The sequence below is a fragment of the Sulfitobacter rhodophyticola genome, from assembly GCF_041281685.2.
Classification (GTDB): domain Bacteria; phylum Pseudomonadota; class Alphaproteobacteria; order Rhodobacterales; family Rhodobacteraceae; genus Sulfitobacter.
Map to the genome: position 1 here is coordinate 441,199 of NZ_CP166251.2, position 25,102 is coordinate 466,300.

Below are 25,102 nucleotides of genomic sequence, written 5' to 3' on the forward strand. Positions count from 1 at the left end.
TTCATGTCATTCGAGCTTTGGCTGGCCTTCGTCGCCGCCTCCACTGCGCTGCTGCTGATACCCGGCCCCACCGTTCTGCTGGTGCTCAGCTATGCACTCAGCAAGGGGCGGTCTGTTGCCGTGGCGTCTGCCGCCGGGGTCGCATTCGGCGACCTTGTCGCGATGACGGCGTCGCTTTTAGGTCTGGGCGCGCTGGTACTGGCCTCTGCGACGCTATTCACACTGCTGAAATGGGTTGGGGCCGCCTATCTTATCTGGCTCGGGATCAAGCTGATCCGCTCCGCCCCCTCGGGCGGATTGGCCCCACCGGCGGTTACCGATGTCAACGCCCGTCACGTCTTTCGCCACACCGCCGCCGTGACCGCACTGAACCCCAAATCCATCGCGTTCTTCATCGCCTTCGTGCCGCAGTTCATCACGACCGGCGCGCCCTTGATGCCGCAGTTCACGATCCTCATCGCCACTTTCGTGGCCCTCGCCGGGGTCAATGCGCTGGCCTATGCCCTGCTGGCTGACCGCCTGCGCCGCATCATCAAACGCCCCTCCGTGCTGACGTGGATCACCCGCGCGGGCGGCAGCGCCCTGGTCACCATGGGCCTTCTCACCGCCACGCTGCGCCGAGGTACGGCATGAAAAAGATCGAGGACTACATCCGCACCATCGTCGATTTCCCCCACGAGGGGATCATGTTCCGCGACGTGACGACCCTGTTTGCCGACGCGCGCGGGTTTCGCATGGCCATCGACCAGATGCTGCACCCCTATGCCGGCATGGAGATCGACAAGGTCGTAGGGCTGGAGGCGCGCGGCTTCATCCTTGGCGGCGCCATCGCGCACCAATTGTCGGTGGGCTTCGTGCCGATCCGCAAGAAAGGCAAGCTGCCCGGCACGGTGATCAGCCAGGACTACAAGCTGGAATACGGCGAGGCGATCGTGGAAATACACGACGACGCCATTCAGCCGGGCGAAAAAGTGCTGGTGGTTGATGACCTGCTGGCCACCGGCGGCACGGCGGAAGCCGGGATCAAGCTGCTCGAACGGCTGGGCGGGGAGATCGTCTCGACCGCCTTCATCATCGACCTGCCTGAATTGGGCGGGCGGGCGCGGCTGGAAGCGATGGGCATGGACGTGCATGCCCTGTGCGCCTTCGACGGACTGTAACGCACCAACCGCGATTCTTGTCGCTGTCAAGGATCGCGGCACGCGACCGCGCTTCGCGCGGCTTGTCCTTTACAGCGGCATGAATCGTAACACCCTTGATCAGGTCTGTTCAGGACGCACCGCGCCCTGAATGACCTCTCAGCAGGATTCAAACCGACAAACACAGCCGCCACGGTTGCGTGGAATCATCCTGCCCCCTACGCTCTCCCCATGAAACAAGTCCCAAAACCCAACACCGATGACGCGCTCATTCAGGAATTCCTGAACAAGGGCGGTACAGTCAGCAAAGGCAAGACCAAGCCGATGAAGCCCGAATTGGGCCTCAGCAACAATGTCTGGAACAACAAGCTGACCCGCGAAGAAAAAGCCGCGCGCGACAAGAGCGCGAAAAAGAAGTAACCACGCTTATCCGCGCAGGATTGCGCCGGGGTTCATGATCCCCTGTGGATCAAGTGCTGCCTTGATGGCGCGCATCGCAGACAGCTTCGCTGGATCGCCATAACGTTCCAGATCACCCACTTTCAGCCGTCCGATCCCGTGTTCGGCGCTGATCGACCCGCCCATTTCGTGTACCAGATCATGCACCGCCTGCTTGATCGCATCGCGCTGATTTTCGTGATCGGCCCGTGTGCGTCCCGGCTGTGGAAAGACATTGTAGTGCAGGTTCCCATCACCCACGTGGCCAAAGCAGTTGACCCGGAAATCACCAATCTTTCCAATGACCTCTCCGCCCTCCTTGATGAAGCCGGGGATCGCCCCCAGGGGCACCGAAATGTCATGGCTCGACACCGATCCGATGCGGCGGTTTGCCTCCGGGATCATCTCCCGGATATGCCAGAAATCCTGCGCCTGCGCGCTGTTCTGCGCGATGAGCCCGTCTTGCACCATGCCCGCCCCAAGTGCGTCAGCAAAGAGCGTCTCCAGCGCGGCATCGGGGGACGTCCCACCGCTCACGCCCACTTCGATCAGCACGCACCACTCCGGGGCCACATCGAACGGATGGCGCACCTCCGGCAGGGTCTCTGCCAGGAAATCAAACCCCTGTCGGTGGATCAACTCAAACGCGCTGACCGTTTCGCCCAACTGCCCGCGCGCCAGCGACAACAGGTCAAGTGCCGCGCGGGGATCAGGCACCACCAACAACGCCGTGCCCACCGCCGTCGGGCGCGGAAACAGCTTCAACGCCGCCGCCGTGATCACGCCCAGCGTCCCTTCCGCCCCGATCAGCAGATGCCGTAGGTCATAGCCGGTGTTGTTCTTGCGCAGCCGCGTCAGCCCGTGCCAGATCTGCCCGTCAGGCAGCACCGCCTCCAGTCCCAGACACAGATCGCGCGCATTGCCATAGCGCAGCACGCCGGTGCCCCCCGCATTGGTTGCAAGGTTCCCACCGATCCGCGCAGACCCTTCCGCCGCCAGTGACAGGGGAAACAGCCTGTCCGCCTGCTCCGCCGCCGCCTGCACATCCGCCAGGATTACGCCTGCCTCGGCCACCAGCACATTTTCATCGGGGTACACATCCCGCACGGCACTCATCCGCTCCAGCGACAGGATCAGCGGCGCCGGGCCTTCCGGCGCCACCTGCCCGCCGACCAGTCCCGTACCTCCGCCGTAGGGTACGACGCCAACGCGTGCCTCCCCTGCCAACCGGATCAACGTGGCAACCTGATCGACATTACGCGGCCGCGCCAAAAGCGCCTGCTGGCCCGCGTACCGGCCACGGGGTTCTTCCAGATGGCGCGCCTCGGCCTCGCCCAGCACATCGTCAGGCAAGGCAGCAGCAAGGCGCGCACGAAAGGCGGGGTCGGCGGGGTTCAATGTCATGCGCTCTTGATCCTCCCTGCACGGGCAAGATGCAAGCCGCTAGGGTGCGACATTCAGATACGCAGGCCGCAGCACCATGATCGTGGGCCGTGACGGCAACCGGCTGCGCGACACGGTCAGCGACGGCTCCCCCACCTGCACGACCGAAAACTCGCCCTCCATCCCGCGCAGGAAAGCGTCCAGCGCCAGATCGGAAAACCAGTGCATCGGGATCACGATCGACGACCGCAGCCGTTTGATGACCTGCATCATCTCCGGCAGGCTGAGGGTATAGCCGCCATCGACCGGCGCCATCACCACATCGAGCCGCCCAAGGGCCGCGAATTGTTCAGCGTCCGGCACATGGTGCAGATGCCCCAGATGCCCGATGCACAGGCCCGCCATCTCGAACACGAAGATCGAATTCCCCTTGTCCTCCACCCCTGACCATTGCGACCGGATATCGGTGGAGACGTTGCGCACCAGCACCTCGCCCAGTTCGACCTTATGCTCGATCCCCTCGCCGAATTCGCCCCAGCCGGGCAGAACATGCGGAATGGCCGGATCAGGGAAGGCTGTCCGATGGGTCTCATGCGCCTTGTTCATCGTCACCACGTCCGGGATGAACGGCAACGTGCCAGTAAAACCGGTATAATCCGTGACCATGTTCAACCCCCGATGGCTGCGGATCAGGAACGACGCATGGGCGATGTAGTGCAGATACACCTCCTCTTCCGCCACATCGGGCAGGCTGGCATAGTGCAGACCCGGCACATTCTGCGTCAACGCGATGCAATGGCTGGGGGTGCGGTCGGGCTCCAGTGCGTGCGCGCCAAGCGGTGTCAGACTCAAGATCAGCGCAAGAAGGGTTCGGATCATGGCAGTGCTCCTTTGCGAAAAAAGCTAGCATGCCCGCGATCCATTTCTACGGCTGATGCGGTTGCTGGGGGTCAAATCTGTGCAAGGTGCCTGCAAAATGGGCAGGAACGTCGTCCCTATCCCGCTTCCGTCCGCCCGCGTCTGTCACTGCGCAGGGACGCATAAAGCACATGGGTCCGCCAGCGCCCGTTGATCTGCAAATAGCTTTGCGCGACGCCTTCGTATTTGAAGCCCGTCTTCTCAAGCAACCCGCGCGACGCCGCATTGCTGGGCAAACAGGCCGCCTCGATGCGGCTCAGGTCCAGACGGTTGAACGCCTGATGCACCACCGCCTCGATGGCTTCGCGCATGTATCCCATGCGGGCAAAGGGCTGCCCGGTCCAATATCCCAACGTGCCTGCCTGCGCTGGCCCCCGGCGGATGTTGTCCAGCGTGATCGCGCCCACCAGCGCATCATCGGACCGCCGGATCAGAAAAAGCGGCAGCGCCGTGCCGCCGTTGACGGACCGCTGCGCCCAATAGACCCGGTTGGTGAACGCCTTGCGCGTCAGATGGTCCTCGGCCCAGGCGGGTTCCCATTGGGTCAGGTATTCACGGCTGGCCACCCGCAGGGCGGACCAGCTTCGAAAATCACTGTGCTGCGGCGTGCGCAGGGTCAGACGCTCCGTCTCTATCCGGATCTTGCGCCGCAGCAGCAGCATCAGGCCGCGCGCCGCGCCTGCAGATCGGCCAGGGTCGGTGCACCCTCTACCGGGCCATAAAGCGCAAGCGCGGCAGGGGCGGCTTCGGCCATGTGCTGTGCCAGATCACGCACGTCGCCGGTCGTGACCGCGTCGATCTTCTCCACCGTCTCGGACAAGGGCGGCACCCGGTCCCAGATCTGCACCAGCCGCGCCAGCCGTTCCGCGCGGTTCGACGGGCTTTCCAACCCCATCAGCAATCCCGCCTTCATCTGCGCCCGCGCCCGCGCCACCTCCGCCGGAGAGATATCTCCCGCCGCGCGCTTCATCTCATCAATGGTGATCTGCGCCAGTTCGGGCAGCTGTTCAGCAGACGTGCCCGCATAGATCGTCGTCATCCCCGTATCGGCATAGGCTCCGGCCTGCGCAAAGATGGTATAGCACAGCCCCCGATGCTCCCGGATTTCCTGAAACAGGCGCGAAGACATGCCGCCGCCCAGCGCCGATGCATAGATCTGCGCCACATAGATATCGTCAGCCCGGTAGCCAGGAGATTCAAACCCCAATGCGAAATGCGCCTGTTCCAGATCCTTGGAATGGCGCGTTTCCCCGCCACCAAAGCGGGCCTGATCCATCGCCATCAATGGCTTGGCGGGCATGTCGCCAAAAAGCTGTTCCGCCATCTTCACAATGGCATCATGATCCACCGCCCCTGCCGCGGCGAGGATCATCTGTTCGGGGCCATAATGCTCCCCGATGAAACTTTGCAGATCTTTCCGGCTGAAGTTCGATACCCGTTCGCCGGGACCCAGAATCGTGCGGCCCAGCGGTTGATCGGGATAGGCCTGTTCTTGCAGCCAGTCGAAAATCACATCGTCGGGCGTGTCCAGCGCCTGTCCGATCTCCTGCAGGATCACGCCCCGCTCGGTCTCGATCTCTGCCGGGTCCAGTACGGGATTGCGCAGGATGTCGGCAATCACGTCCAACCCCAGCGCCACATCGTTTTCCAGCACACGCACGTAGTACGCCGTCACCTCCCGGCTGGTATAGGCGTTGATATAGCCACCCACGTCCTCGATGGCTTCGGCGATCTGCAAGGCACTGCGGCGCTGCGTGCCCTTGAACGCCATGTGTTCCAGAAAATGCGCGATGCCATTTTGCGCGGGGCGTTCATGGCGCCCGCCTGCGCTAACCCACACCCCGATGGAGGCGGAGGCAAGGCCGGGCATGTTTTCGGTAACAATGCGAAACCCATTGGGCAGGCGGTGCTGTTGCAGGCTCACGCGGAGAGGTTCCTTTCAATATGCGCCTTCAGCGCGTCAAGATCATTGGCCACACGGGTCAGGCGTTCGGGCCGGTCAAAAAGGTCCGCCATCCGCGCAGGCAGCGGCGGGCGAATGCCCGTGGCGGCTTCGACCGCGTCGGGGAATTTGGCAGGATGCGCGGTGGCGAGGGTGATCATCGGGGTATCGCCCCGCCGCAGGTCTTCGGCCACTTTCACCCCAACGGCGGAGTGTGGGCACAGCAGTTCACCCATCGTCGCAAGCGCATGGGTGATCATCGCGGTGGTTTCCTCTTCGGAGGCCCGCCCCGATTTGTAATGACCCTGCAGCACCTGTATCGCACCTTGGGATACGTCGAAACCGCCCTGCCCCAGTTCGGTCATCAGTTGCGCCACCGCACCGCCGTCGCGGTCATAGGCGTCAAACAACGCACGTTCAAAGTTGGAGCTGACCTGAATATCCATCGACGGGCTGATCGAGGGATGCACCGACCCCTTGTGATAGCCCTGCCCCTTCAAGCAGCGATCCAGAATGTCGTTCTGGTTGGTTGCCACCACCAAATCCTTGATCGGCAACCCCATCCGCTTGGCGATATACCCTGCGAAAATATCCCCGAAGTTCCCCGTCGGTACAGTGAAACTCACCTCCCGGTCCGGCGCGCCAAAGCTGACGGCGGAAGAGAAATAATACACAACCTGCGCCAGCACCCGGCCCCAGTTGATCGAGTTCACGCCGGCCAGCTTAACCCCATCGCGGAAAGCGAAGTCGTTGAACATATCCTTCAACCGCGCCTGACAATCATCAAAATCGCCATCCACGGCGAGCGCGTGCACGTTGCTCTCCACCGGCGTCGTCATCTGACGGCGCTGCACCTCACTGACGCGCCCATGTGGATACAGGATAAACACATCCACATTGTCCAGCCCCCGAAACGCCTCAATCGCAGCGGACCCCGTATCGCCCGACGTCGCGCCCACGATCGTCACCCGGTCGCCCTTGCGGCCCAGCGCCTTCTGGAACATCTGGCCGATCAGCTGCATGGCAAAGTCTTTGAACGCCAGCGTGGGTCCGTGAAACAGCTCCAGCAGGAAATGGTTCGGCGCCAGTTGCACCAGCGGCGCGCGGGCGTTGTGGCCAAAACCTGCGTAAGCGTTGGCGATCAGTTCGCGGAATTCGTCATCGGTAAACGTATCGCCAATAAACGGACGCATGACGGTGAAGGCCACGTCTTCGTAACTCTGCCCTTCCATCCCCGCGATCTGCTCAGCAGTCAGTTTCGGGATTTCCGCTGGCACATAAAGGCCGCCATCGCGGGCAAGGCCGGTCAGCATCGCCTCCTCGAAACTCAGATCAGGCGCGGTGCCACGGGTTGAGATATAGCGCATGGATCAGCTTTCCGGTCGGGGCGCACGGCGGCGCATGATGAAAAAGACGGACATCGCCACCCAGATCGCGGCAAGCGAGAACCACGTGACCGCATACTGCAAATGATCATTGGGGATGCGGCTGGTGTCTACGGGAAAGGGCGCCACCGCTGGGTCGTCCTGCGACACTGCACTGGCCACGATCAGGATCGGACGGGTGCCCAGCGCCTCCGCCATCAGCGGCACATCGCGGGCGAACCACACGTTGCCGTCGCGGTCCGGCTCCGGCGTGTAACTGTCCGTCTCCTGCGGCCATTGCAGGTTGCCCTGCACGGTCACGGGTATGGTCGGGGTCGCAATGTCCGTATCATCCACCGCCACAAATCCGCGGTCGATCAGCACACGACCCGCGTCACTTTCCAATGCGGTGATCAGGCGATAGCCCGCGCCGATGTCCTTTTGGGACACAAGCACCCGCAGTGTGTCGCCTGCGTAGGTCCCGCTTATTTCTACAGGCAGATAGGCATCCGCAACCGGATCGGGATCGTCAGGCAGCGGGATCGGGGCCGCCGCGATGCGGGAGTTGATCCGCTCAATCACCGCTTCCTTCCACGCCAGCCGCTGCACCTGCCACACCCCAAGCGCCATGAGGATGGCAGCGCCACCCAACCCAATGATCACCAGAAAAAGCGCAGGACGCATAAAGCTCTCAACCGGAATGGAAAAACGCGCGAGGCTCCTGCCCGCGCGTTTTGCTGTTTGTAAGGATCAAGGCCGCAGATGCAACCCCGCTTGGCCTCAGGACGGCACGCCCCAAATGTAGACCGCGAAGAACAGGAACAGCCATACGACGTCCACAAAGTGCCAGTACCAGGCCGCCGCCTCAAAGCCGACGTGCTTTTCGGGCGTGAAATCCCCGCGCATTGCCCGGATCAGACAGACCGCAAGGAAGATCGTCCCGATGATCACATGCGCGCCGTGGAACCCCGTGGCCATGAAGAAGTTGGAAAAGAACTTGTCGCCGCCGAATTCCCACCCCTTGTACAGCAGGTAGGAGTATTCGTAGGCCTGCAGCGCGGTGAAGGCGACGCCAAGGACAATCGACAGCGCAAGACCCGTAATCAGGTCGCGGCGATTGTTTTCATGAACCAGCGCGTGGTGCGCCCATGTCACGGCACAACCCGACAGCAGCAGGATCAGCGTATTGATCAACGGCAGGTGGAAGGCATCGACCTGATAGATCTCCGGCGGGATGTATTCAGACCCCACATATTCGTTCATCGGATAGATGGCATGTTTGAAGAACGACCAGAACCACGCGGCAAAGAACATCACTTCGGACATGATGAACAGAATGAAGCCATAGCGCAGGCCCAGACGGACAACGCCGGTGTGATCGCCGACGCGGCTTTCGATCACCACATCGCGCCACCATCCGAACATGACATACAGGACTGCCACAAACCCGATCCAGAACAGGAAGGGCGTGATGTCGTGCATCCAAAGGACAGCGCCAAACAGCATGACAAAACCCGCCAGCGCGCCCAGCAAGGGCCAGCTTGACGGGGCTAGGATATGGTAATCGTGGTTCTTTGCATGGGCCATGTCGTGGCGTCCCTCACCTTTTCTAATTCAGGTCTGTCTCTGCCTGCGTCTCAAGGGCGGCATACCCCTCGGGCAGGTCAATTTCGTAGAATGTATATGACAGCGTAATGGTGTGTACATACTTGCCGTCGCGGTCGTCGACGATTTCCGGGTCAACATAGAAGCTGACCGGCATCTGAACGGTCTCGCCGGGGGCAAGGACCTGTTCTTCAAAGCAGAAACAATCGATCTTGTCGAAAAACGCGCCCGCCGTATAGGGTGTCACGTTATAGCTCGCCTGCCCGGCAATCGGGCGGCTTGTGGGGTTGTGCGCCTCATAGAACGCCAGTCCGGTCTCCCCGATGCGCACTTCCATCTCGCGCACGACGGGTTTGAACTCCCATGCCATGTTGTTGTTCAGCGTGCCGTCAAAGCGCACGGTGATTGTCTGGTCCAGAATGTCCTGATCGTTGGCCACGACTTGCTCCGGCACGCCGCCAAAGCCGGTGACCCGGCAGAACCAGTCGTAAAACGGCACAGACGCCCAGGCGAGGCCGCCCATCACCACAACCAGCGATACGGTCTGCACAACTGTCTTTGCCGGTCCTGAAAGTGCCATCAGTCTGTCGCCTCCGTCCCGCTGGCTGACGTTGCTGTGCCCGGTGCGCGGGCAAAATCGGTCTGTGTGATCTTCACGAAGGTCAGCGCCATGATCAGCACCACGAAGCCTGCCAGCATCACGCCGACACCCACGTTACGGCCCTTGCGACGGCCGTGGATTTCATGCTCGGTGCGCAAGCTCATGACCAGCCTCCCATGCCCCAGGGCTTCAACGCCGCTTCCAGCAGGATCGCGCCGAAGTGGGCAAACAGATAGTAAAGCGACAGGCGGAAGAACTTACGCTCCACCAGATAGTTGTCTTCTTCCGCGTCGTCCTCATCCCGGTGCCAGATGCGCCAGGCGCCCATCAGGAACAGGAGGTTCAGAACAACGGCAACCGCCAGATAAATCGGACCCCCAATGGCCGTGAACCCGGTGCCCACCGCCAGCAGTGCCAGCAGCACCGTGTAGGCGATGATATGGCGGCGCGTGGCCGGACGGCCGTGCGTGACCGTAAGCATTGGGACATTCGCATCGTCGTAATCCGACCGCATGAACAGCGCCAGCGCCCAGAAGTGCGGCGGCGTCCACATGAAGATCAGCGCAAACATCAGCCACGCCTCGACCGAAAAGGTGCCCGTGGCGATGATCCAGCCGATCACCGGCGGAAAGGCCCCCGCCGCGCCACCGATCACGATGTTCTGCGGCGTCGCGCGCTTGAGCCACATGGAATAGACCACCGCGTAAAAGAAGATGGTGAAGGCCAGCATGAAGGCCGCCAGCAGGTTGGCCGACAGCGCCAGCATCATCACCGACAGCCCTGACAGCGCGACGCCCAGGTTCAACGCCTCACCCGGCGTGACCTTGCCTGCCGGTATGGGCCGCTTGGCCGTGCGGCGCATCACCGCGTCGATATCCGCGTCCCACCACATGTTCAAAGCACCTGACGCCCCTGCCCCGATGGCGACAAACAGGATGGAGGCAAAACCGATCACGGGATGAACGGCAACAGGGGCCGCCAGCATCCCGACAACAGCCGTGAACACCACAAGCTGCATGACGCGTGGCTTCAGCAGGGCGAAATAATCACCCAGTTCGGCCTCGTATTCCTGCACTGGCGTATTTGTAACGTCAGTCATCAGTCACCTTCTTGTTCATGATTGACCGGGGTCATACCCCGGCGCTGCGTCAGGTAGACGGGGGCGGACACTGCTATCCGCCCGCCGCTTGCATCAATTGCTGTTGGAGGCAACCGTCAGAACGGGCGGCAGACCGGCATACTCCGCACGTGCGGCGTTCAGCCATTGCTCGTAGGCTTCCTCGGACACCACTTTCACGGTGATCGGCATATAGGCATGCGCCTGACCACATAGTTCCGAACACTGACCGAAATAGATGCCTTCCTGCTCCGCATTGAACCACAGTTCGGCCAACCGGCCCGGCACGCCATCCTGCTTCACCCCGAAGGCCGGGATCGTCCAGGAGTGGATCACGTCGGACCCTGTCACCTGCATCACGATGGTCTTGCCCACGGGCACGACAACCGCCGTATCCGTCGCCAGCAGCCATGCGTCGCGGGAATAGCCCGCATCGATCAGCTTCTGCTCCATCACCGGGCCGTACTGGTTGGCAATCGCGCCTGCCGCTTCATCTTCCGAAGACAGCGTCGCGGGTGCGCCGATCATGTAGCTGTCAAAGCCAAACTCGTGATCGACGTATTCATAGGTCCAGTACCACTGGTTGCCAATCACCTTGATGGTCACATCCGCCTGCGGAATTTCCTGCTGACGGAACAGGATCGGCAGCGAATAGGCACCGATCAACACCAGAATGACGATAGGTCCCACGGTCCAGGCAATCTCCACCGGGGTGTGGTGGGTGAAAGACGCCGGTTCGGGGTTCCGCTTCTTGTTGTAGCGGATGCAAACCCAGGCGATCAGGCCCGTCACGAACAGCGTGATCGCGGTGATGATCACCAGAATCAGGTAATCAAGGTCATGGATGTCCTGCGCAAGGCGGGTCACCGCAGGCTGAAAACCCGTTTCGCCGTTCACCGGCGCGCCGATGACCTCAAGCCCGTCGATGCGCAGGCTGTCCTGCGCCCATGCAGGAAAGGCCGCGCATGTGGCGATGAGTCCGCTCAATGTGAGAAGTTGTTTCATAAGTCGTCCTGATCTTTTGACCGAATGAGGCTACGTTTTGTCCATACGGCAGTCGCCTGGTCGCGGCGGTGCCGTTGTATTTGGATAGCTTACAATCATATTCTGACCATGAGTTAAAGAGTTTCGATTGCGTCAAACAGACGCTCACCGCGATTTTAATCGCCAATTCAGGACGAAATTGACATGAGCCAACCGCCCTTCGCGCCGCTTGAGACGAAATTCGACCGCGACACTGCCCTTGGCATCCTGCGCGACGCCACCAAAGGGGCCGATGACGGGGAGCTTTTTATCGAACGCCGCCGGTCGGAAGCGCTGATGTTCGACGATGGCCGCCTCAAGACCGCTAGCTATGACGCCTCCGAAGGGTTCGGAATGCGCGCGGTGCGCGGTGAAGTCGCAGGCTACGCCCATTCCACCGACATGACCGAGGCCGCCCTGCGCCGCGCGGCCGAAACCACCCAATTGGCCGTGGGCGATGGCGGCGGCACCTGGGCCGATGCACCCGAAGGCACCAACACCAAGCTCTACACCGACGAAGACCCCATTGCCGGGGCGGCTTTCCCCGTCAAGGTGGAGACCCTGCGCGAGATTGACGATTTCGTCCGCGCCCTTGATCCCCGTGTGATTCAGGTCAGCGCCAGCATCGCCGCCAGCCTGCAGGAGGTTGAGATCCTGCGCCCCGAAGGCACCAGCGTACGCGATGTGCGCCCAATGACGCGCATCGGCATCTCCGTCATTGTCGAACAGGACGGCCGCCGCGAAAGCGGATCCTCCGGCGGTGGCGGGCGCATCGGGCTGGACGGTCTGCTTGACCCCGCAGACTGGCAGGACCGCGCCCGCGAAGCGTTGCGCATCGCCTGTGTGAACCTTGAAGCCGTCCCTGCCCCCGCTGGCGTGATGGACGTGGTGCTTGGCCCCGGCTGGCCCGGTATCCTGCTGCACGAAGCCATCGGGCATGGGCTGGAGGGGGATTTCAACCGCAAGGGCAGTTCCGCCTTTGCCGGGCTGATGGGGCAACAGATCGCCTCGAAGGGCGTGACCGTGCTGGACGATGGCACGATCCCGGATCGCCGCGGCTCGATCTCCGTGGATGACGAAGGCACGCCCAGCGCCAGAAACGTGCTGATCGAGGACGGCACGCTTGTCGGCTACATGCAGGACCGTCAGAACGGGCGGCTGACGGGCGGGGCCTCCACCGGGAACGGGCGGCGGCAATCCTATGCGCATATTCCCATGCCGCGGATGACCAACACATACATGCTGGGCGGTGACAGCACGCCCGAGGATATCGTGGCCGACCTCAAGGACGGAATCTATGCTGTGGGCTTCGGCGGCGGGCAGGTCGACATTACCAATGGCAAATTCGTCTTCTCCTGTACCGAAGCCTACCGGGTGGAGAACGGCAAGGTCGGCGCGCCCGTCAAGGGCGCCACGCTGATCGGGGACGGGGCGACGGCGCTCAAGCAAATCCGCGCCATCGGCAACGATCCGGCGCTTGATCCCGGCATCGGAAATTGCGGCAAGCAGGGCCAATGGGTGCCCGTGGGCGTGGGCCAGCCCACGTTGATGATCGGCGGGCTGACCGTCGGGGGATCGGCGACCTGATATGTATTGGCGCGAATTTCTTCACACCCTGTTAACCAACGCGACCTATACCTGATTCTGCAACAGACGGAGCCACGGGATGACTGACAAGGACTACCATCCTTCTTCCACTCACCCCCCACTCCCACCCACCCCGGAAGACGAACAGTTTGCCCGTCTCCGTCTGTTGCGCTCGCGCCGGGTCGGCATTTCTACGTACAACCGTTTGCTGACTGAATACGGCACTGCGCAGAACGCGCTGGCCGCGCTGCCTGAGGTGGCGCGCGCCGCGGGCGTTTCAGGATACCGGATCTGCCCCGAAGGTGTGGTGGAAGCCGAATTGCGCGCCGCCCGTGCGGCTGGTGCGCAACTTTTGATCCGGGGCGAAGCCCCCTATCCCGCGCTGCTTGGCACCTTGGAAGACGCCCCCCCCTTCCTGTGGATGATCGGCGATTCCCGGCTTTTGATGCGCCCCATGATCTCCCTTGTGGGCGCGCGCAATGCCTCGTCGCTGGGCACACGCATGGCCCGTGCGCTGGCCAGTGAACTGGGCGCTGCGGGGTTTGTCGTCGTGTCGGGGCTTGCGCGCGGCGTCGATGCCGCGGCTCACCTCGCCGCGCTTGAAACCGGCACCATCGCCGTGCAGGCCGGCGGGGTCGACACCATCTATCCCACGGAGAACACCAAACTGGCCGAAGACATCGCCGCCCGCGGCCTGCGCCTGTCCGAACAACCCATGGGCCTGCAGCCGATGGCGCGCCACTTCCCAAGCCGCAACCGCATCATATCGGGGCTGGCGCAGGCAACCGTGGTGGTGGAAGCGGCTGCGAAATCGGGCAGCCTGATCACCGCGCGCGATGCGCTCGACCAGGGGAGGGAGGTGCTGGCGGTGCCGGGTCACCCGATGGATGCGCGCGCGTCGGGCTGCAACATGCTGATCCGCGATGGCGCGACACTGGTGCGGGGTGCTGCCGATGTGATCGCCGCGCTCGACACCGGGAACGAAACAACCACACCCGCCCCGACACCGCCCACGCAGCCGCCCGCCCCCAAACGCAGCCTGCGCAACACCGCCGCCTTGCACCAGAAAATCCTTGCCCGCCTTGGCCCATCACCGCTGGCCGAGGATCAGTTGATCCGTGATCTGCAGGCCCCCCCGGCCGAAGTGGCCCCGGCCCTTGTCGATCTGGAACTGGAAGGCGAAATCGCGCGCCGCCCCGGTGGGCTGCTGACCCGCGCCGTCTGACCTGCGCCTGCGCGTTCAACCCCCTGATCGCACCTTACTGCAAGACCGCTGCGAAGCCGCGCGAATGGCCCGTTTGCCCAACCTCACTTGACCCTGCCAAACATCAATCGCCCCTTCTGTGCATTGACAATCCCCCCCCTGATCCCACATGAGACTGCGCGAGCCCTGCGCAACCAAAAGATGTAAGGTACCAGAATCTATGCCAGTTGTTGTTGTCGAATCTCCTGCCAAGGCCAAAACGATCAACAAGTATCTGGGGGACAACTACACTGTTCTGGCATCCTACGGGCATGTGCGCGATCTCCCGCCCAAGGATGGTTCTGTCGATACCGATAATGGCTTCGACATGAAATGGGAGGTGGCCAGCGACAGCAAGAAACACGTCAAGGCCATCGCGGACGCGCTTGCAAATGACAACGCGCTGATCCTCGCCACCGACCCCGACCGGGAGGGCGAGGCGATCAGCTGGCACCTGCAAGAGGCATTGACCAAACGCAAGTCGATCAAGAAGGACACGCCGGTCAGCCGCGTGGTCTTCAACCAGATCACCAAGAAGGCCGTGACCGAGGCGATGGAAAACCCCCGGCAGGTCGACATGCCGCTGGTGGAGGCGTATCTGGCCCGCCGCGCGCTGGATTACCTGGTGGGCTTCAACCTGTCGCCTGTGCTCTGGCGCAAGCTGCCCGGTGCGAAATCCGCAGGCCGCGTGCAATCCGTGACCCTGCGCCTGATCACCGAACGCGAAATGGAAATCGAAGCCTTCCGCGCCCGCGAATACTGGAGCGTGAAGGCCCTGCTTGCCACACCGCGCGGGCAGGAGTTTGAGGCGCGTCTGGTCACGCTGGCGGGCAAGAAGCTCGACAAGTTCGATCTGGCCAACAGCACGCAGGCCGAAATGGCCGTGCAGGCCATCACCTCCCGCGATCTGACCGTGCAATCGGTCGAAGCCAAACCCGCCACCCGCAACCCATCCGCCCCCTTCATGACCTCCACCCTGCAACAGGAAGCCAGCCGCAAGTTCGGCATGGGCGCCAAGCAGACGATGTCCACCGCCCAGCGTCTGTATGAAGCGGGCCACATCACGTACATGCGGACAGACGGTATCGACATGGCACCCGAAGCCGTGACCATGGCCCGCGACGCGATCAAGGACCGCTACGGCGCCGATTACGTGCCAGCCGATCCGCGCATGTACAAGAACAAGGCCAAGAATGCGCAGGAAGCGCACGAATGTATCCGCCCCACGGACATGGCCAAGGCCGCAAGCGATCTCAAACTCGAACCCGACCAGCAGAAGCTTTATGACCTGATCTGGAAACGCACTTTGGCCTGCCAGATGGCCAGCGCCCGTCTGGAGCGCACCACCGTCGAAGTCGGCAGTGCGGATGGTCAGGTCGGCCTGCGCGCCTCCGGTCAGGTGGTGCTGTTTGACGGGTTCCTGCGCGTCTACGAAGAAGGCCGCGACGATGTGGTCGATGAGGATGACAAGCGGTTGCCGCAGATCACCCAGGGCGACAAGACAGACAAGCGCGATGTCACGCCCGAACAGCATTTCACCCAACCGCCGCCCCGCTATACGGAGGCGACGCTGGTCAAGCGTATGGAAGAACTGGGCATCGGCCGCCCCTCCACCTACGCCAGCATCGTCACCACCATTCAGGACCGGGGATACGTGCGCCGCGAAGGCCAGCGCCTGATCCCCGAGGACAAGGGCAGGCTGGTCACGGCTTTCCTTGAGAATTATTTCCGCCGCTACATCGGCTACGACTTTACCGCCGATCTGGAAGACCAGCTGGATCAGGTCAGCGCGGGGGATGCCGAATACAAGAAGGTGCTCGGCCAGTTCTGGCAGGACTTTTCTGCCGCCATCGCCGAAACCGCCGATCTGCGCATCACCGAGGTGTTGGAAAAGATCAACGAGGTGCTGGAGCCGCATCTGTTTCCACCGCTCGAAGACGGCGGCGATCCGCGTCTGTGCCCCCATTGCGGTGCGGGGCGGCTTTCGATGCGCACCGCGCGGTCGGGCGGGGCGTTCATCGGTTGCTCCAACTACCCCGAATGCCGCTATACCCGCCCCTTCGGCCCGCCGGATCCCGAAGCGGAGGCAAGCGCCATTCCGCCAGATGGAAAACTGCTGGGCACCGATCAGGGCGACGAAATCCGCGTCTTCAAGGGGCGGTTTGGCCCCTACGTCCAGCGCGGCGAAGTCACCGAGGAAAACAAGAAGCCCCCGCGCCAGTCGATCCCCAAGGAATGGCCGCCCGAGGAGCTTGACCTTGAACGTGCGCTGATGCTCTTGTCCCTGCCCCGCGAAATCGGACCGCATCCAGAGGACGGCGTGACCGTCTGGTCCAACATCGGGCGCTATGGTCCGTACCTCAAGCACGCGGAAACCACATCCCATCGCGGCGGCACCAACGCCAATCTCGAAAGTATCGACGAGGTCTTTACCGTCGGCATGAACCGCGCGGTGCAGCTTCTGGCCGAAAAGGTCGCCAGCCGGGGCGGACGCGGGCAAGCCGCCGTTCCCCTGCGCGAATTGGGCGACCATCCCGAAGCAGGCGGGCCCGTCAACGTGATGAAGGGCAAATACGGGCCTTACGTGAAATGGGAAAAGATCAACGCCACGATCCCTGACACCATCGATCCAGAAGAGCTGACGATGGCGCAGGCCGTGCATCTGATTGACGAACGTGCGGCGAAGTCGGGCAAGAAGGTCGCCGCGAAAAAGAAACCGGCAGCCAAGAAGAAGGCCCCTGCGAAGAAAAAGGCGGCCGCGAAAAAATCCTGACCCGCAGGGAAACGGATTTTGACGCAAAATCCGGTCGGAAAATGTCGCATTTTCCAGTTCGCGCTGCACCGTCGGCCTGCGACACGTCCGGAATTTTCGCAAAGTTCCTATCGTTTTCCGCGTCGGAAAACGCACCCGCCTGCGACCACTCCGCGAACGAATTGACTTTGCCGCGACGCGGCGTCAGATACAAAGATAATAGTCTGACACGAAAGGGAGCACCCCCATGCAAAAGATCTACGGTTCCGCCGCTGAGGCGCTGGATGGGGTCCTTTCAGACGGGATGCTGATCGCGGCGGGCGGCTTTGGCCTGTGCGGTATCCCTGAACTGCTGCTGGCCGCCATCAAGGACGCGGGCACCAAGAACCTCACCTTTGCTTCCAACAACGCGGGCGTCGATGACTTCGGCATCGGCATCCTGTTGCAGACCCGGCAGGTGAAAAAGATGATCTCCTCCTATGTGGGGGAGAACGCCGAATTCATGCGCCAGTATCTGTCCGGGGAACTGGAACTGGAGTTCAATCCGCAAGGCACGCTGGCCGAACGGATGCGCGCGGGCGGCTGCGGGATCCCCGGTTTCTATACCAAGACCGGCGTCGGCACCGTCATTGCCGAAGGCAAGGAGCACAAGGATTTCAATGGCGAAACCTACATCATGGAAGAAGGCATCTTTGCCGATCTGTCCATCGTGAAGGCATGGAAAGCCGATGAGACCGGCAATCTGGTCTTCCGCAAGACCGCGCGCAACTTCAACCCGCCCGCCGCCATGTGCGGCAAGGTCTGCGTGGCCGAGGTAGAAGAAATCGTGCCCACGGGCAGCCTTGACCCCGACATGATCCACCTGCCCGGCATCTACGTGACCCGCCTCATTCAGGGCGAGCACGAAAAACGCATCGAACAGCGCACCGTGCGCGAAGCCTGAGGGCAGCGCATGGCCGCATCAGACGACACCGATCCCGTCATCAGCCCCTATCAGGGGCTTGAGGATCGTGCGTTCTGGCGCAGCGGCGTGGTGGAGGCGGACGCCTATCCGCCACATGATATATACAAGCCGAAATTCGTCATCCCGCGTGATCTGCCAATCTTTACCGCCGGAAGCTGCTTTGCGCAGCACGTGGGTCGCACCCTGCGCCACAACGGCTATGATGTGATCGACGCCGAACCAGCACCAGCCAAACTGCCCGATGCGCTGGCCCAGCGGCACGGGTATCGTCTTTATGCCGCACGGTTCGGCAACATATATACGGTGCGCCAGTTCCTGCAGCTGATGTTCGAATGCTTTGGCGAACACACCCCCACCGATGCGGTCTGGGAAAAAGACGGGCGGTACTTCGATGCCATGCGCCCGGGCGTGACCCCGCGCGGCCATGCGTCCGTTGATGATGTGCACGCCGCCCGCGCCCTGCATCTGGCAGCGGTCCGGCAAGCGGTGCAGAAGACCGGGCTTGTCGTGTTCACCTTTGGCCTGACCGAAAGCTGGGAACATATCCCCAGCGGCACCATCTATCCCACCGCCCCCGGCACCATCGCAGGTCAGTTCGATGCAAACATCCACCGCTTCGTCAATTTCCGCGCCGATGCGATCAAGGCGGACTTCATGGCCCTGCGGGCGTTATTCCATACGATCAACAAAGACGTGCGATTTTTGCTGACGGTCTCTCCCGTACCCCTGACGGCGACGGCCAGCGGCACCCATGTGCTGCCCGCAACGGTCTATTCCAAGTCCGTCCTGCGCACCGTCGCCGGAGAGTTGGCGGAAGACCATGACGACATCGATTATTTCCCAAGCTACGAAATCGTGTCGTCGCACCCGTCCGCGGGCAAGTTCTTTGAAGACAACATGCGCTCGGTCCATCCGCGCGGGGTACGGCGGGTGATGAACGCGTTTCTGGCCGCTCAGGACGCTGCCGCGGGTCTCACACCCCGTCAGATCAGACGCGCCCGCCGCGATGCCAAGCTGGCGCAGGCCGAAGCCGCCGCAAACACCACCACCGATACCACATCGCAGGACGTGATCTGCGAAGAAGAACTGCTGGAGGCGTTCCGCAAATGACCCGTGTGCTGATCATCGGGTCGTCGCACATCGGCGCGCTGAAAAACGCCGAAGGTGCGTTTGCCGACGCCCACCCGGACATCACGGTCGATTTCTTCGGAATGCGCGGTCCTGCCTTTCTGAAAGGCCAGATGAACGCCGAAGGTGTCTTCCACCCGCACGCCAAAAACGATGCTGACCGTGATCTGATCCTCAAGGCCAACGGCATGGCCGAGGTTGCGACCGCCTCGTATGATCGCGTCGTGCTGATCGGGCATCGCTTTGGCTTCAACGAAGTGGCGGGGATGCTGGAACATCACGACGTGCTGGGGTTTGACAGCGCAGGCCACGGGCAGGCGCTTGAACCGGGCCTGCTTGAAGACGTGATCGACACCATGATCGACGTGACCTTTCCCGCGCTCATGGCCGCACTGGCCCCCGCCGCGCGCCCGATGATCATCGCCCTTGCGCCCTACCCGGCCCAAAGCATCACCGCGCGCGCGCCGCAGATGGAGATGGCGCGCGAACTGGCCGCCTTCTGGGCGCACCCCGCCGCCGACGCCGTTTTCGAGATGTGGCAAACCGCCCTGCGCAGCCGCATCGCCGCCGCCGGGCATGAATGGCTCGAACAGCCTGCCGATACGGTTGCGGGGCCCTTTGCCACCGAACCCCGATTTGCCAAGGCCCCCGGAAATTTTGACGGATCCGCCATGAAAGCCAGCGACCACCGTCACATGAATGCCGAATATGGGCTGGCGGTCTTGACCGCCCTTGTCCACAGGCTCAAAACCACAGGCGCGCCGACAAGCACCGCGCCGACACTGATCAAGGAGAGGATCTGACAATGCCCTGGGATCGCAATCAAATGGCCGCGCGCGCCGCGCAAGAGCTTGAAGACGGCATGTATGTGAACCTTGGCATCGGCATCCCGACGCTGGTGGCCAACTACGTCGGCGACAAGGACATCACCTTGCAATCCGAAAACGGCATGCTGGGCATGGGTCCCTTCCCGATCGCAGGGGAAGAGGACCCCGATCTGATCAACGCGGGCAAGCAGACCATCACCGAACTGCGCCGCACCGCCTATTTCGACAGCGCCACGTCCTTCGGGATGATCCGGGGCGGCAAGATCGCCGCCGCCATCCTAGGCGCCATGGAAGTGGCGGAGAACGGCGACCTGGCGAACTGGATGATCCCCGGCAAACTGGTCAAGGGCATGGGCGGGGCCATGGATCTTGTGGCGGGCGTTGGCCGCGTCATCGTGGTGATGGACCACACCAGCAAGCACGGCGACAGCAAGGTTCTGCGCGAATGCACGCTGCCGCTGACCGGCAAGGGCGTGGTGGACCGGATCATCACCAACCTCGGTGTTCTGGACGTGGTCGAGGGCGGATTGCGCATCGTGGAATGCGCCGATGGCGTCACCGAAGACGAGCTGCGCGCGGCAACCGAAGCCACCATAGTCTGACACCGAAAAAACGCCTGCATATATATAGTATGCCTCGCGCGCGCGAAAATCCGCGCCGCGGGTCAGTTCATCGCCGCAAAAACGCAGCCATCGCTGATCAGTTGCGGCGGCGTCATGCACAGCCCCTTGGCCACCTGAAACGCCGCCAGCACCTTGGGCACGTAATCGCGCGTCTCCGCAAAGGGCGGCACGCCCGCGTGCTTGCGCACCGATCCTTCGCCCGCATTGTATCCGGCAAGCACCAGAATGGGGTCGCGCCCGAACTCCTCCATCAGCCAGTTGAGGTATTTGACCCCGCCGCTGATGTTCTGCGGCGGTTTCATGCTGTCCTCGACCCCGAACCGTGCGGCGGTGTCCGGCATCAATTGCATCAGCCCTTCCGCCCCGGCCCCGCTGACCGCGTCGGGCTTTCCGGATGATTCCACCGCGATGACCGCCAGAACAAGGGCAGGCGACACCTGCGTGCCCACGGTCGCGCGCAGAATATCGATCCCGTGCCCGGCGGCGATGTCCTGCATCTGCTGCAGGCGCGGCGCGCGCACTTTCGCTGTGGCCCCCGCCAGCGTGCTCATCGCCACGTCAAGCCGCCCCGGCCCGCTGCTCGCGATCTCGGGCGATACCTTGTCCCAGAACCAATCATACTGCCCCGGCGACGCCGGTGCCGCGGCTTGTGCCTTCGCGGGTACGCGTGGCTTCAGCGCCGCGGCCTGTGCGGCGGGATCAATCTGCACATCCACAACAGGCTTGCTGCCCGGCTTGGGGGCCTTGATGCGTTTTGCACTGAAATCGGGGTATGGCGTCGGCGTCTCGGCCCAAAGAGGCCCCTGGACAAGACAAATCAGCGCCATCGCCGCACATAAGGGTCGTATCATGCCTGCCTGCTTTGCTGTTTCAGCTTGTTTTGCCGGAAACATCTCACGAAAGGGCGTTCAAAACTAGTTAATCAAGGCACAGATCATGGCGATATCGCCCCATTTGGGCGGAAAACGGCACAAATTTGAACGAACTCACACCAAAGTTAACGAATTTATCATTCAAAAACATATGCCTAGAAGAAAATTGCCGGGAATTCGTGTCCCAGATGAAAATGTCACATTTCCCGCCAAATTAGTGCCCCATTTACCCGGCTATATATCGGCATACCAAGTCGGACAGGCACTGGTTGAGAGAACAGGTGCCACCAACGGACGATGCGGTTGTAACTTAAATTGAATGATCCTTGGAGGGACATACCATGATGAACTTTATCAAAAACTTCCGTAAAGACGAAGACGGTGCCGTGACTGTTGACTGGGTCGTGCTGACCGCTGCCGTTGTTGGCCTGGCGATTGCTGCATACTCATCCATCGAAGGCGGCGCGTCCGACCTGACATCCAACACATCCAGCTACCTGGATACACGGAACCCAGCCACTGTGATCTCCACCGAATAATCTGATCATCGTGGCCTGATCCGGCCTCAATTGGCCTGAACAGGTTTCCGGGGCCGTGTTCTCTGCGCAGAATGCGGCCCCTTTTTTCGGCGCGGTGTGCCTTTGCGCATCACGCACGGACCATATCCCAGGACATATTATGTTGAACAAATTCAAGACATACATCAAAGCCGAAGAAGGCGCTGTCACTGTCGACTGGGTGGTGCTGACCGCAGCCGTTGTTGGGCTGGCAATTATTGCCATTGCAACAATTGAGGGTGCGACCGGCAGTGTGGGGACAGACGTAGGTGACTACCTGACCGCACGCGAAGTGGGCGAATAACACCTGCAAAGTGATCAAAGCCGACGGATCAAGACTTTCGTCAGCTTTTGGCCTTAGAGACATCCAAGGCTGAGCCCCGCGGAGAATCCGACGGGGCGTCACGCCGATTTCATGCGCTCGGCACACAATAGCCATAATGAAAGCGCAAGTTCGGGGTGAGACAGGCGTCGGGGCCAGCCCGGCAAATTGAGTAGAACGAGGTACATGATATGCGAATGATTTTCGGATTGGTTCTTTTGGTCGGCATCGCATTGGCAGGTGGCGCCGTCTACCTGGCCAAGGACCGGATTGCGCAGTATCAGCAAGCCAACGCGCGCGCCCAGCAGGCGCTGGCGCAGGTCGTCCCGACCATTCCCGTGTACGTGGCCAACAAGCCGCTGAAATACGGACAGAAATTGACACAAGAAGACGTGCGCGAGGTCCTCTGGCCCGAAAACGCCATTCCCGAAGGCGCCTTCACCGACATGGCCGTCCTCTTCCCCGAAAGCACTGACGAACTGCGCGTTGTCCTGCGCGCCATGGAAAAAGACGAAGCAGTCATGGCCGTCAAGGTCACGCAGCCCGGCGAAGATACCGGCCTGACCTCCCGGCTCCAGCGCGGCATGCGCGCCTTTACCCTGCGCGTTGACGTCTCAAGCGGCGTCTCCGGTTTCCTGCGCCCCGGCGACCGGGTTGACGTTTATTGGACCGGTCGTGTGAACCTGGGTGGCCGCAACACCGAAAATGGCGATGTCACCAAGCTGATCCAGGCTGGTGTGCAACTGATCGCGATTGACCAGATCGCGGGCGGCGATGTGAATGAAACCACCATCGCCCGCACCGTCACCGTCGCCGTGAGTCCGCAGGAAGTCGCGGGTCTTGCGCAGGCGCAGTCCACCGGCAAGCTTTCCCTGTCGCTGGTGGGGGCCGAAGACGATACCGTTGCCAGCGCGATCGAAGTCAATCAGCGCTCGCTCCTGGGGATCGAGACCGAAGAAATCAAAGCCGAAGTGGAAAAGGAAAAGGTTTGCACCATCCGTACCCGCCGCGGCGCAGAGGTGGTCGAACTCCCGATCCCCTGTACCAACTGATCTGAAAAGACCACAAAACCAAGCATTTGGAACGGCGTCGCACCCCTGCGGCGCCGTTTCCCGTTTATGGGGATGTTGCCATTTGTCCACATAAGCTCTGCCTGAGAAACCATTGATTATTGCAAAAAAATTGAAACTGACGCAGAGTTATTCAAACGACGGGCGACAAGACCCTTCCCGAGGCGTGATCAAAAAGGCAGGTCACATGAAAATTGACAGAATGATCAAGGCAGCCCTCGTCGGGCTGACGATGAGCGTTGGCGCGGTGGCTCTCACCGCTCCGACGATGACCTACGCCGATACACTGCGCGTGGTCAAAAAAGGAACAAACGCAGCGCTGAACGTGCCCATGAACAGGGCCGTTGTGGTGGAAAGTGAGATACCTTTCGCCGAACTCAGTATTGCGAACCCCGGCATTGCCGATATCTCGTCCCTTTCGGACCGCACGATATATGTGCTCGGCAAATCACCCGGCATCACCTCGCTGACGCTGTTTGATGCGTCGGGCCAGCTGATCACGAACGTGAACGTGCGGGTCGCTGCGGATGTGACCGAATTCAAGGAACGTCTGCGCCAGATCCTCCCTGGTGAACGGATCGAGGTCCGCACCGCCAACGACGGGATCGTCCTGTCGGGTGTTGTCTCCTCTTCCCAGCGGCTGCAACGCGCGCTTGATCTTGCCGAACGCTACGCCCCTGAACGGGTTTCCAACTTGATGAGCGTCGGCGGCATCCAGCAGGTGATGATGAAGGTGCGCTTCGCGGAAATGCAGCGCAACGTCTCGAAATCGCTCAGTTCCTCTCTCGCCCTCAACGGTGCCATCGGCGGCACCGGCGTGAACGGCGGGACCGGCACAACCGCCACCTCCGGCGGCGTCGCAGGTTCGCTGGGTGGCAACATCCCGGGCGTCAACCAGAACGCCGGTGCGGTGCTCTTTGGTTTCAACGCAGGCTCGGTCCAGGTCGGCCTGCTGCTCGAAGCGCTGGAACAGAAGGGCGTTGTCCGGTTCCTCGCGGAGCCCAACCTCGTCGCCCTCTCAGGTCAGGAAGCCTCCTTCCTCGCCGGGGGTGAATATCCGGTGCCGATCGCCCAGACCGATGACAGAATTTCCATAGAATTCAAACCCTTCGGTGTTGAACTGAACTTCATCCCCCGTGTGGTGGACAAGGACATCATCAATCTTGAGATGAACGCCGCCGTCTCCGCCATCGACCCCTCCAACAGCCTTGCATTGGGCAACGGTCTGGAAATCGCCGCCTTCACCCGCCGCGAAACCCAGACCACCGTTGAGATGCGGGATGGCGAAAGCTTTGCCATTGCGGGCCTGTTGACGGATGATTTCACCGATAACTCCAGCCAACTGCCCTGGATCGGCGATGTGCCGGTGCTGGGTGCGCTTTTCCGCTCCGCGGAATACCAGCGCAGCCAGTCGGAACTGGTCATCATCGTGACCGCACATCTGGTCACCCCCACCCGTGGCGAGGCCCTTGCCCTGCCCACCGACCGGATCAAACCCCCCACCGAAAAGGATCTGTTCCTCTACGGCCGCACCGCTGAGACTGGCAATTCCCCCAAACAGGGTGCAGCCGGCGAAGTGGCCAAGCAGGACTTTAGCGGATCTTATGGATATGTATTGGACTAAGCT

At 61.8% G+C, this 25,102-nt stretch carries 26 protein-coding genes; 14 read left to right on the top strand and 12 right to left on the bottom strand.

All coding sequences use genetic code 11. The features are described 5' to 3' along the window. Window positions 1–3 precede the first annotated feature (3 nt). From AB4X18_RS03150 to AB4X18_RS03160, 3 genes are all read left to right on the top strand, one after another. Complete coding sequence (locus AB4X18_RS03150; protein WP_370402236.1) at window positions 4–633, top strand: LysE family translocator; 630 nt, start codon at window positions 4–6, stop codon at window positions 631–633. Beyond that, window positions 630–1,160, top strand: a complete 531-nt coding sequence (locus AB4X18_RS03155; protein WP_370402237.1) for an adenine phosphoribosyltransferase — start codon at window positions 630–632, stop codon at window positions 1,158–1,160. The genes AB4X18_RS03150 and AB4X18_RS03155 overlap by 4 nt, the downstream gene beginning before the upstream one ends. Before the next feature lie 210 nt (window positions 1,161–1,370). Continuing rightward, window positions 1,371–1,559, top strand: coding sequence for a hypothetical protein (locus tag AB4X18_RS03160; RefSeq protein WP_370402238.1), 189 nt, complete (start codon window positions 1,371–1,373; stop codon window positions 1,557–1,559). 6 nt (window positions 1,560–1,565) lie between these two features. Here AB4X18_RS03160 and AB4X18_RS03165 read toward each other — a convergent pair whose 3' ends face one another. The 11 genes from AB4X18_RS03165 to coxB form a co-directional block, all read right to left on the bottom strand. Next, window positions 1,566–2,981 (bottom strand): FAD-binding oxidoreductase, encoded by a 1,416-nt coding sequence (locus AB4X18_RS03165; RefSeq protein ID WP_370402239.1) that lies wholly within the window; start codon window positions 2,979–2,981, stop codon window positions 1,566–1,568. A 39-nt stretch (window positions 2,982–3,020) separates the two neighbouring features. Then, window positions 3,021–3,839 carry an MBL fold metallo-hydrolase gene (locus AB4X18_RS03170; RefSeq protein WP_370402240.1) on the bottom strand — a complete coding sequence of 273 codons (819 nt, stop codon included), beginning with the start codon at window positions 3,837–3,839 and terminating at the stop codon, window positions 3,021–3,023. Window positions 3,840–3,955: 116 nt separating this feature from the next. Then, complete coding sequence (locus AB4X18_RS03175) at window positions 3,956–4,540, bottom strand: GNAT family N-acetyltransferase (protein WP_370402241.1); 585 nt, start codon at window positions 4,538–4,540, stop codon at window positions 3,956–3,958. Continuing rightward, window positions 4,540–5,802: a M16 family metallopeptidase gene (locus tag AB4X18_RS03180; RefSeq protein ID WP_370402242.1), complete on the bottom strand. Its 1,263-nt coding sequence runs from the start codon at window positions 5,800–5,802 to the stop codon at window positions 4,540–4,542. The genes AB4X18_RS03175 and AB4X18_RS03180 overlap by 1 nt, the downstream gene beginning before the upstream one ends. Then, entirely contained in the window at window positions 5,799–7,187 is a 1,389-nt protein-coding gene (gene thrC, locus AB4X18_RS03185) for a threonine synthase (protein WP_432817085.1), read from the bottom strand. Before thrC ends, AB4X18_RS03180 begins: the two co-directional genes overlap by 4 nt. A 3-nt stretch (window positions 7,188–7,190) precedes the next feature. Further along, window positions 7,191–7,868, bottom strand: coding sequence for an SURF1 family protein (locus tag AB4X18_RS03190; RefSeq protein WP_370402244.1), 678 nt, complete (start codon window positions 7,866–7,868; stop codon window positions 7,191–7,193). A 96-nt stretch (window positions 7,869–7,964) separates the two neighbouring features. Next, window positions 7,965–8,771: a cytochrome c oxidase subunit 3 gene (locus tag AB4X18_RS03195; protein WP_370402246.1), complete on the bottom strand. Its 807-nt coding sequence runs from the start codon at window positions 8,769–8,771 to the stop codon at window positions 7,965–7,967. Window positions 8,772–8,793: 22 nt separating this feature from the next. Beyond that, window positions 8,794–9,369, bottom strand: a complete 576-nt coding sequence (locus AB4X18_RS03200) for a cytochrome c oxidase assembly protein (protein WP_370402247.1) — start codon at window positions 9,367–9,369, stop codon at window positions 8,794–8,796. Next, the gene (locus AB4X18_RS03205) at window positions 9,369–9,554 is read right to left on the bottom strand and encodes a cytochrome C oxidase assembly protein (RefSeq protein WP_370402248.1); all 186 of its coding nucleotides are present in this window, start codon (window positions 9,552–9,554) and stop codon (window positions 9,369–9,371) included. Before AB4X18_RS03205 ends, AB4X18_RS03200 begins: the two co-directional genes overlap by 1 nt. After that, on the bottom strand, window positions 9,551–10,489 hold the full coding sequence (gene cyoE / locus AB4X18_RS03210; RefSeq protein WP_370402249.1) for a heme o synthase: 939 nt from the start codon (window positions 10,487–10,489) through the stop codon (window positions 9,551–9,553). Before cyoE ends, AB4X18_RS03205 begins: the two co-directional genes overlap by 4 nt. Window positions 10,490–10,582: 93 nt before the next feature. Further along, window positions 10,583–11,512, bottom strand: coding sequence for a cytochrome c oxidase subunit II (gene coxB / locus AB4X18_RS03215; RefSeq protein WP_370402250.1), 930 nt, complete (start codon window positions 11,510–11,512; stop codon window positions 10,583–10,585). A gap of 183 nt (window positions 11,513–11,695) precedes the next feature. Between coxB and tldD the strand changes: the two genes are divergently transcribed. From tldD to AB4X18_RS03250, 7 genes are all read left to right on the top strand, one after another. Then, on the top strand, window positions 11,696–13,117 hold the full coding sequence (tldD, locus tag AB4X18_RS03220) for a metalloprotease TldD (protein ID WP_370402251.1): 1,422 nt from the start codon (window positions 11,696–11,698) through the stop codon (window positions 13,115–13,117). 79 nt (window positions 13,118–13,196) lie between these two features. Next, the gene (dprA, locus tag AB4X18_RS03225; RefSeq protein ID WP_432817086.1) at window positions 13,197–14,342 is read left to right on the top strand and encodes a DNA-processing protein DprA; all 1,146 of its coding nucleotides are present in this window, start codon (window positions 13,197–13,199) and stop codon (window positions 14,340–14,342) included. A 199-nt stretch (window positions 14,343–14,541) separates the two neighbouring features. After that, window positions 14,542–17,133 (top strand): type I DNA topoisomerase, encoded by a 2,592-nt coding sequence (topA, locus tag AB4X18_RS03230; RefSeq protein WP_370402252.1) that lies wholly within the window; start codon window positions 14,542–14,544, stop codon window positions 17,131–17,133. Between the two features lie 226 nt (window positions 17,134–17,359). After that, window positions 17,360–18,055, top strand: a complete 696-nt coding sequence (locus AB4X18_RS03235; RefSeq protein WP_370402253.1) for a CoA transferase subunit A — start codon at window positions 17,360–17,362, stop codon at window positions 18,053–18,055. Window positions 18,056–18,064: 9 nt separating this feature from the next. Then, window positions 18,065–19,186, top strand: coding sequence for a GSCFA domain-containing protein (locus tag AB4X18_RS03240; RefSeq protein ID WP_370402254.1), 1,122 nt, complete (start codon window positions 18,065–18,067; stop codon window positions 19,184–19,186). Next, on the top strand, window positions 19,183–20,007 hold the full coding sequence (locus tag AB4X18_RS03245) for a hypothetical protein (RefSeq protein WP_370402255.1): 825 nt from the start codon (window positions 19,183–19,185) through the stop codon (window positions 20,005–20,007). The genes AB4X18_RS03240 and AB4X18_RS03245 overlap by 4 nt, the downstream gene beginning before the upstream one ends. Before the next feature lie 2 nt (window positions 20,008–20,009). Further along, complete coding sequence (locus tag AB4X18_RS03250) at window positions 20,010–20,633, top strand: 3-oxoacid CoA-transferase subunit B (RefSeq protein ID WP_370402256.1); 624 nt, start codon at window positions 20,010–20,012, stop codon at window positions 20,631–20,633. A gap of 62 nt (window positions 20,634–20,695) precedes the next feature. Here the strand turns inward: AB4X18_RS03250 and AB4X18_RS03255 are convergent, their stop codons facing one another. Further along, a complete protein-coding gene (locus AB4X18_RS03255; protein ID WP_370402257.1) occupies window positions 20,696–21,505 on the bottom strand; it encodes a lytic transglycosylase domain-containing protein in 810 nt (269 codons plus the stop codon). A gap of 362 nt (window positions 21,506–21,867) precedes the next feature. Between AB4X18_RS03255 and AB4X18_RS03260 the strand changes: the two genes are divergently transcribed. The 4 genes from AB4X18_RS03260 (at window position 21,868) to AB4X18_RS03275 (ending at window position 25,099) form a co-directional block, all read left to right on the top strand. Next, window positions 21,868–22,065 (top strand): Flp family type IVb pilin, encoded by a 198-nt coding sequence (locus AB4X18_RS03260; RefSeq protein WP_370402258.1) that lies wholly within the window; start codon window positions 21,868–21,870, stop codon window positions 22,063–22,065. A gap of 139 nt (window positions 22,066–22,204) precedes the next feature. Further along, window positions 22,205–22,387, top strand: a complete 183-nt coding sequence (locus AB4X18_RS03265) for a hypothetical protein (RefSeq protein WP_370402259.1) — start codon at window positions 22,205–22,207, stop codon at window positions 22,385–22,387. 209 nt (window positions 22,388–22,596) lie between these two features. Continuing rightward, window positions 22,597–23,457 carry a Flp pilus assembly protein CpaB gene (gene cpaB, locus AB4X18_RS03270; RefSeq protein ID WP_370402260.1) on the top strand — a complete coding sequence of 287 codons (861 nt, stop codon included), beginning with the start codon at window positions 22,597–22,599 and terminating at the stop codon, window positions 23,455–23,457. Window positions 23,458–23,662: 205 nt separating this feature from the next. Continuing rightward, window positions 23,663–25,099, top strand: a complete 1,437-nt coding sequence (locus tag AB4X18_RS03275) for a type II and III secretion system protein family protein (RefSeq protein WP_370402261.1) — start codon at window positions 23,663–23,665, stop codon at window positions 25,097–25,099. Window positions 25,100–25,102 lie beyond the last annotated feature (3 nt).

Bases quoted from the DNA above. Each gene is read 5' to 3' on its own strand.
- AB4X18_RS03150 (WP_370402236.1), top strand. From the start codon at position 4: ATGTCATTCGAGCTTTGGCTGGCCTTCGTCGCCGCCTCCACTGCGCTG.
- AB4X18_RS03155 (WP_370402237.1), top strand. From the start codon at position 630: ATGAAAAAGATCGAGGACTACATCCGCACCATCGTCGATTTCCCCCAC.
- AB4X18_RS03160 (WP_370402238.1), top strand. From the start codon at position 1,371: ATGAAACAAGTCCCAAAACCCAACACCGATGACGCGCTCATTCAGGAA.
- AB4X18_RS03165 (WP_370402239.1), bottom strand. From the start codon at position 2,981: ATGACATTGAACCCCGCCGACCCCGCCTTTCGTGCGCGCCTTGCTGCT.
- AB4X18_RS03170 (WP_370402240.1), bottom strand. From the start codon at position 3,839: ATGATCCGAACCCTTCTTGCGCTGATCTTGAGTCTGACACCGCTTGGC.
- AB4X18_RS03175 (WP_370402241.1), bottom strand. From the start codon at position 4,540: ATGCTGCTGCTGCGGCGCAAGATCCGGATAGAGACGGAGCGTCTGACC.
- thrC (WP_432817085.1), bottom strand. From the start codon at position 7,187: ATGCGCTATATCTCAACCCGTGGCACCGCGCCTGATCTGAGTTTCGAG.
- AB4X18_RS03190 (WP_370402244.1), bottom strand. From the start codon at position 7,868: ATGCGTCCTGCGCTTTTTCTGGTGATCATTGGGTTGGGTGGCGCTGCC.
- AB4X18_RS03195 (WP_370402246.1), bottom strand. From the start codon at position 8,771: ATGGCCCATGCAAAGAACCACGATTACCATATCCTAGCCCCGTCAAGC.
- AB4X18_RS03200 (WP_370402247.1), bottom strand. From the start codon at position 9,369: ATGGCACTTTCAGGACCGGCAAAGACAGTTGTGCAGACCGTATCGCTG.
- AB4X18_RS03205 (WP_370402248.1), bottom strand. From the start codon at position 9,554: ATGAGCTTGCGCACCGAGCATGAAATCCACGGCCGTCGCAAGGGCCGT.
- cyoE (WP_370402249.1), bottom strand. From the start codon at position 10,489: ATGACTGACGTTACAAATACGCCAGTGCAGGAATACGAGGCCGAACTG.
- coxB (WP_370402250.1), bottom strand. From the start codon at position 11,512: ATGAAACAACTTCTCACATTGAGCGGACTCATCGCCACATGCGCGGCC.
- tldD (WP_370402251.1), top strand. From the start codon at position 11,696: ATGAGCCAACCGCCCTTCGCGCCGCTTGAGACGAAATTCGACCGCGAC.
- dprA (WP_432817086.1), top strand. From the start codon at position 13,197: ATGACTGACAAGGACTACCATCCTTCTTCCACTCACCCCCCACTCCCA.
- topA (WP_370402252.1), top strand. From the start codon at position 14,542: ATGCCAGTTGTTGTTGTCGAATCTCCTGCCAAGGCCAAAACGATCAAC.
- AB4X18_RS03235 (WP_370402253.1), top strand. From the start codon at position 17,360: ATGCAAAAGATCTACGGTTCCGCCGCTGAGGCGCTGGATGGGGTCCTT.
- AB4X18_RS03240 (WP_370402254.1), top strand. From the start codon at position 18,065: ATGGCCGCATCAGACGACACCGATCCCGTCATCAGCCCCTATCAGGGG.
- AB4X18_RS03245 (WP_370402255.1), top strand. From the start codon at position 19,183: ATGACCCGTGTGCTGATCATCGGGTCGTCGCACATCGGCGCGCTGAAA.
- AB4X18_RS03250 (WP_370402256.1), top strand. From the start codon at position 20,010: ATGCCCTGGGATCGCAATCAAATGGCCGCGCGCGCCGCGCAAGAGCTT.
- AB4X18_RS03255 (WP_370402257.1), bottom strand. From the start codon at position 21,505: ATGATACGACCCTTATGTGCGGCGATGGCGCTGATTTGTCTTGTCCAG.
- AB4X18_RS03260 (WP_370402258.1), top strand. From the start codon at position 21,868: ATGATGAACTTTATCAAAAACTTCCGTAAAGACGAAGACGGTGCCGTG.
- AB4X18_RS03265 (WP_370402259.1), top strand. From the start codon at position 22,205: ATGTTGAACAAATTCAAGACATACATCAAAGCCGAAGAAGGCGCTGTC.
- cpaB (WP_370402260.1), top strand. From the start codon at position 22,597: ATGCGAATGATTTTCGGATTGGTTCTTTTGGTCGGCATCGCATTGGCA.
- AB4X18_RS03275 (WP_370402261.1), top strand. From the start codon at position 23,663: ATGAAAATTGACAGAATGATCAAGGCAGCCCTCGTCGGGCTGACGATG.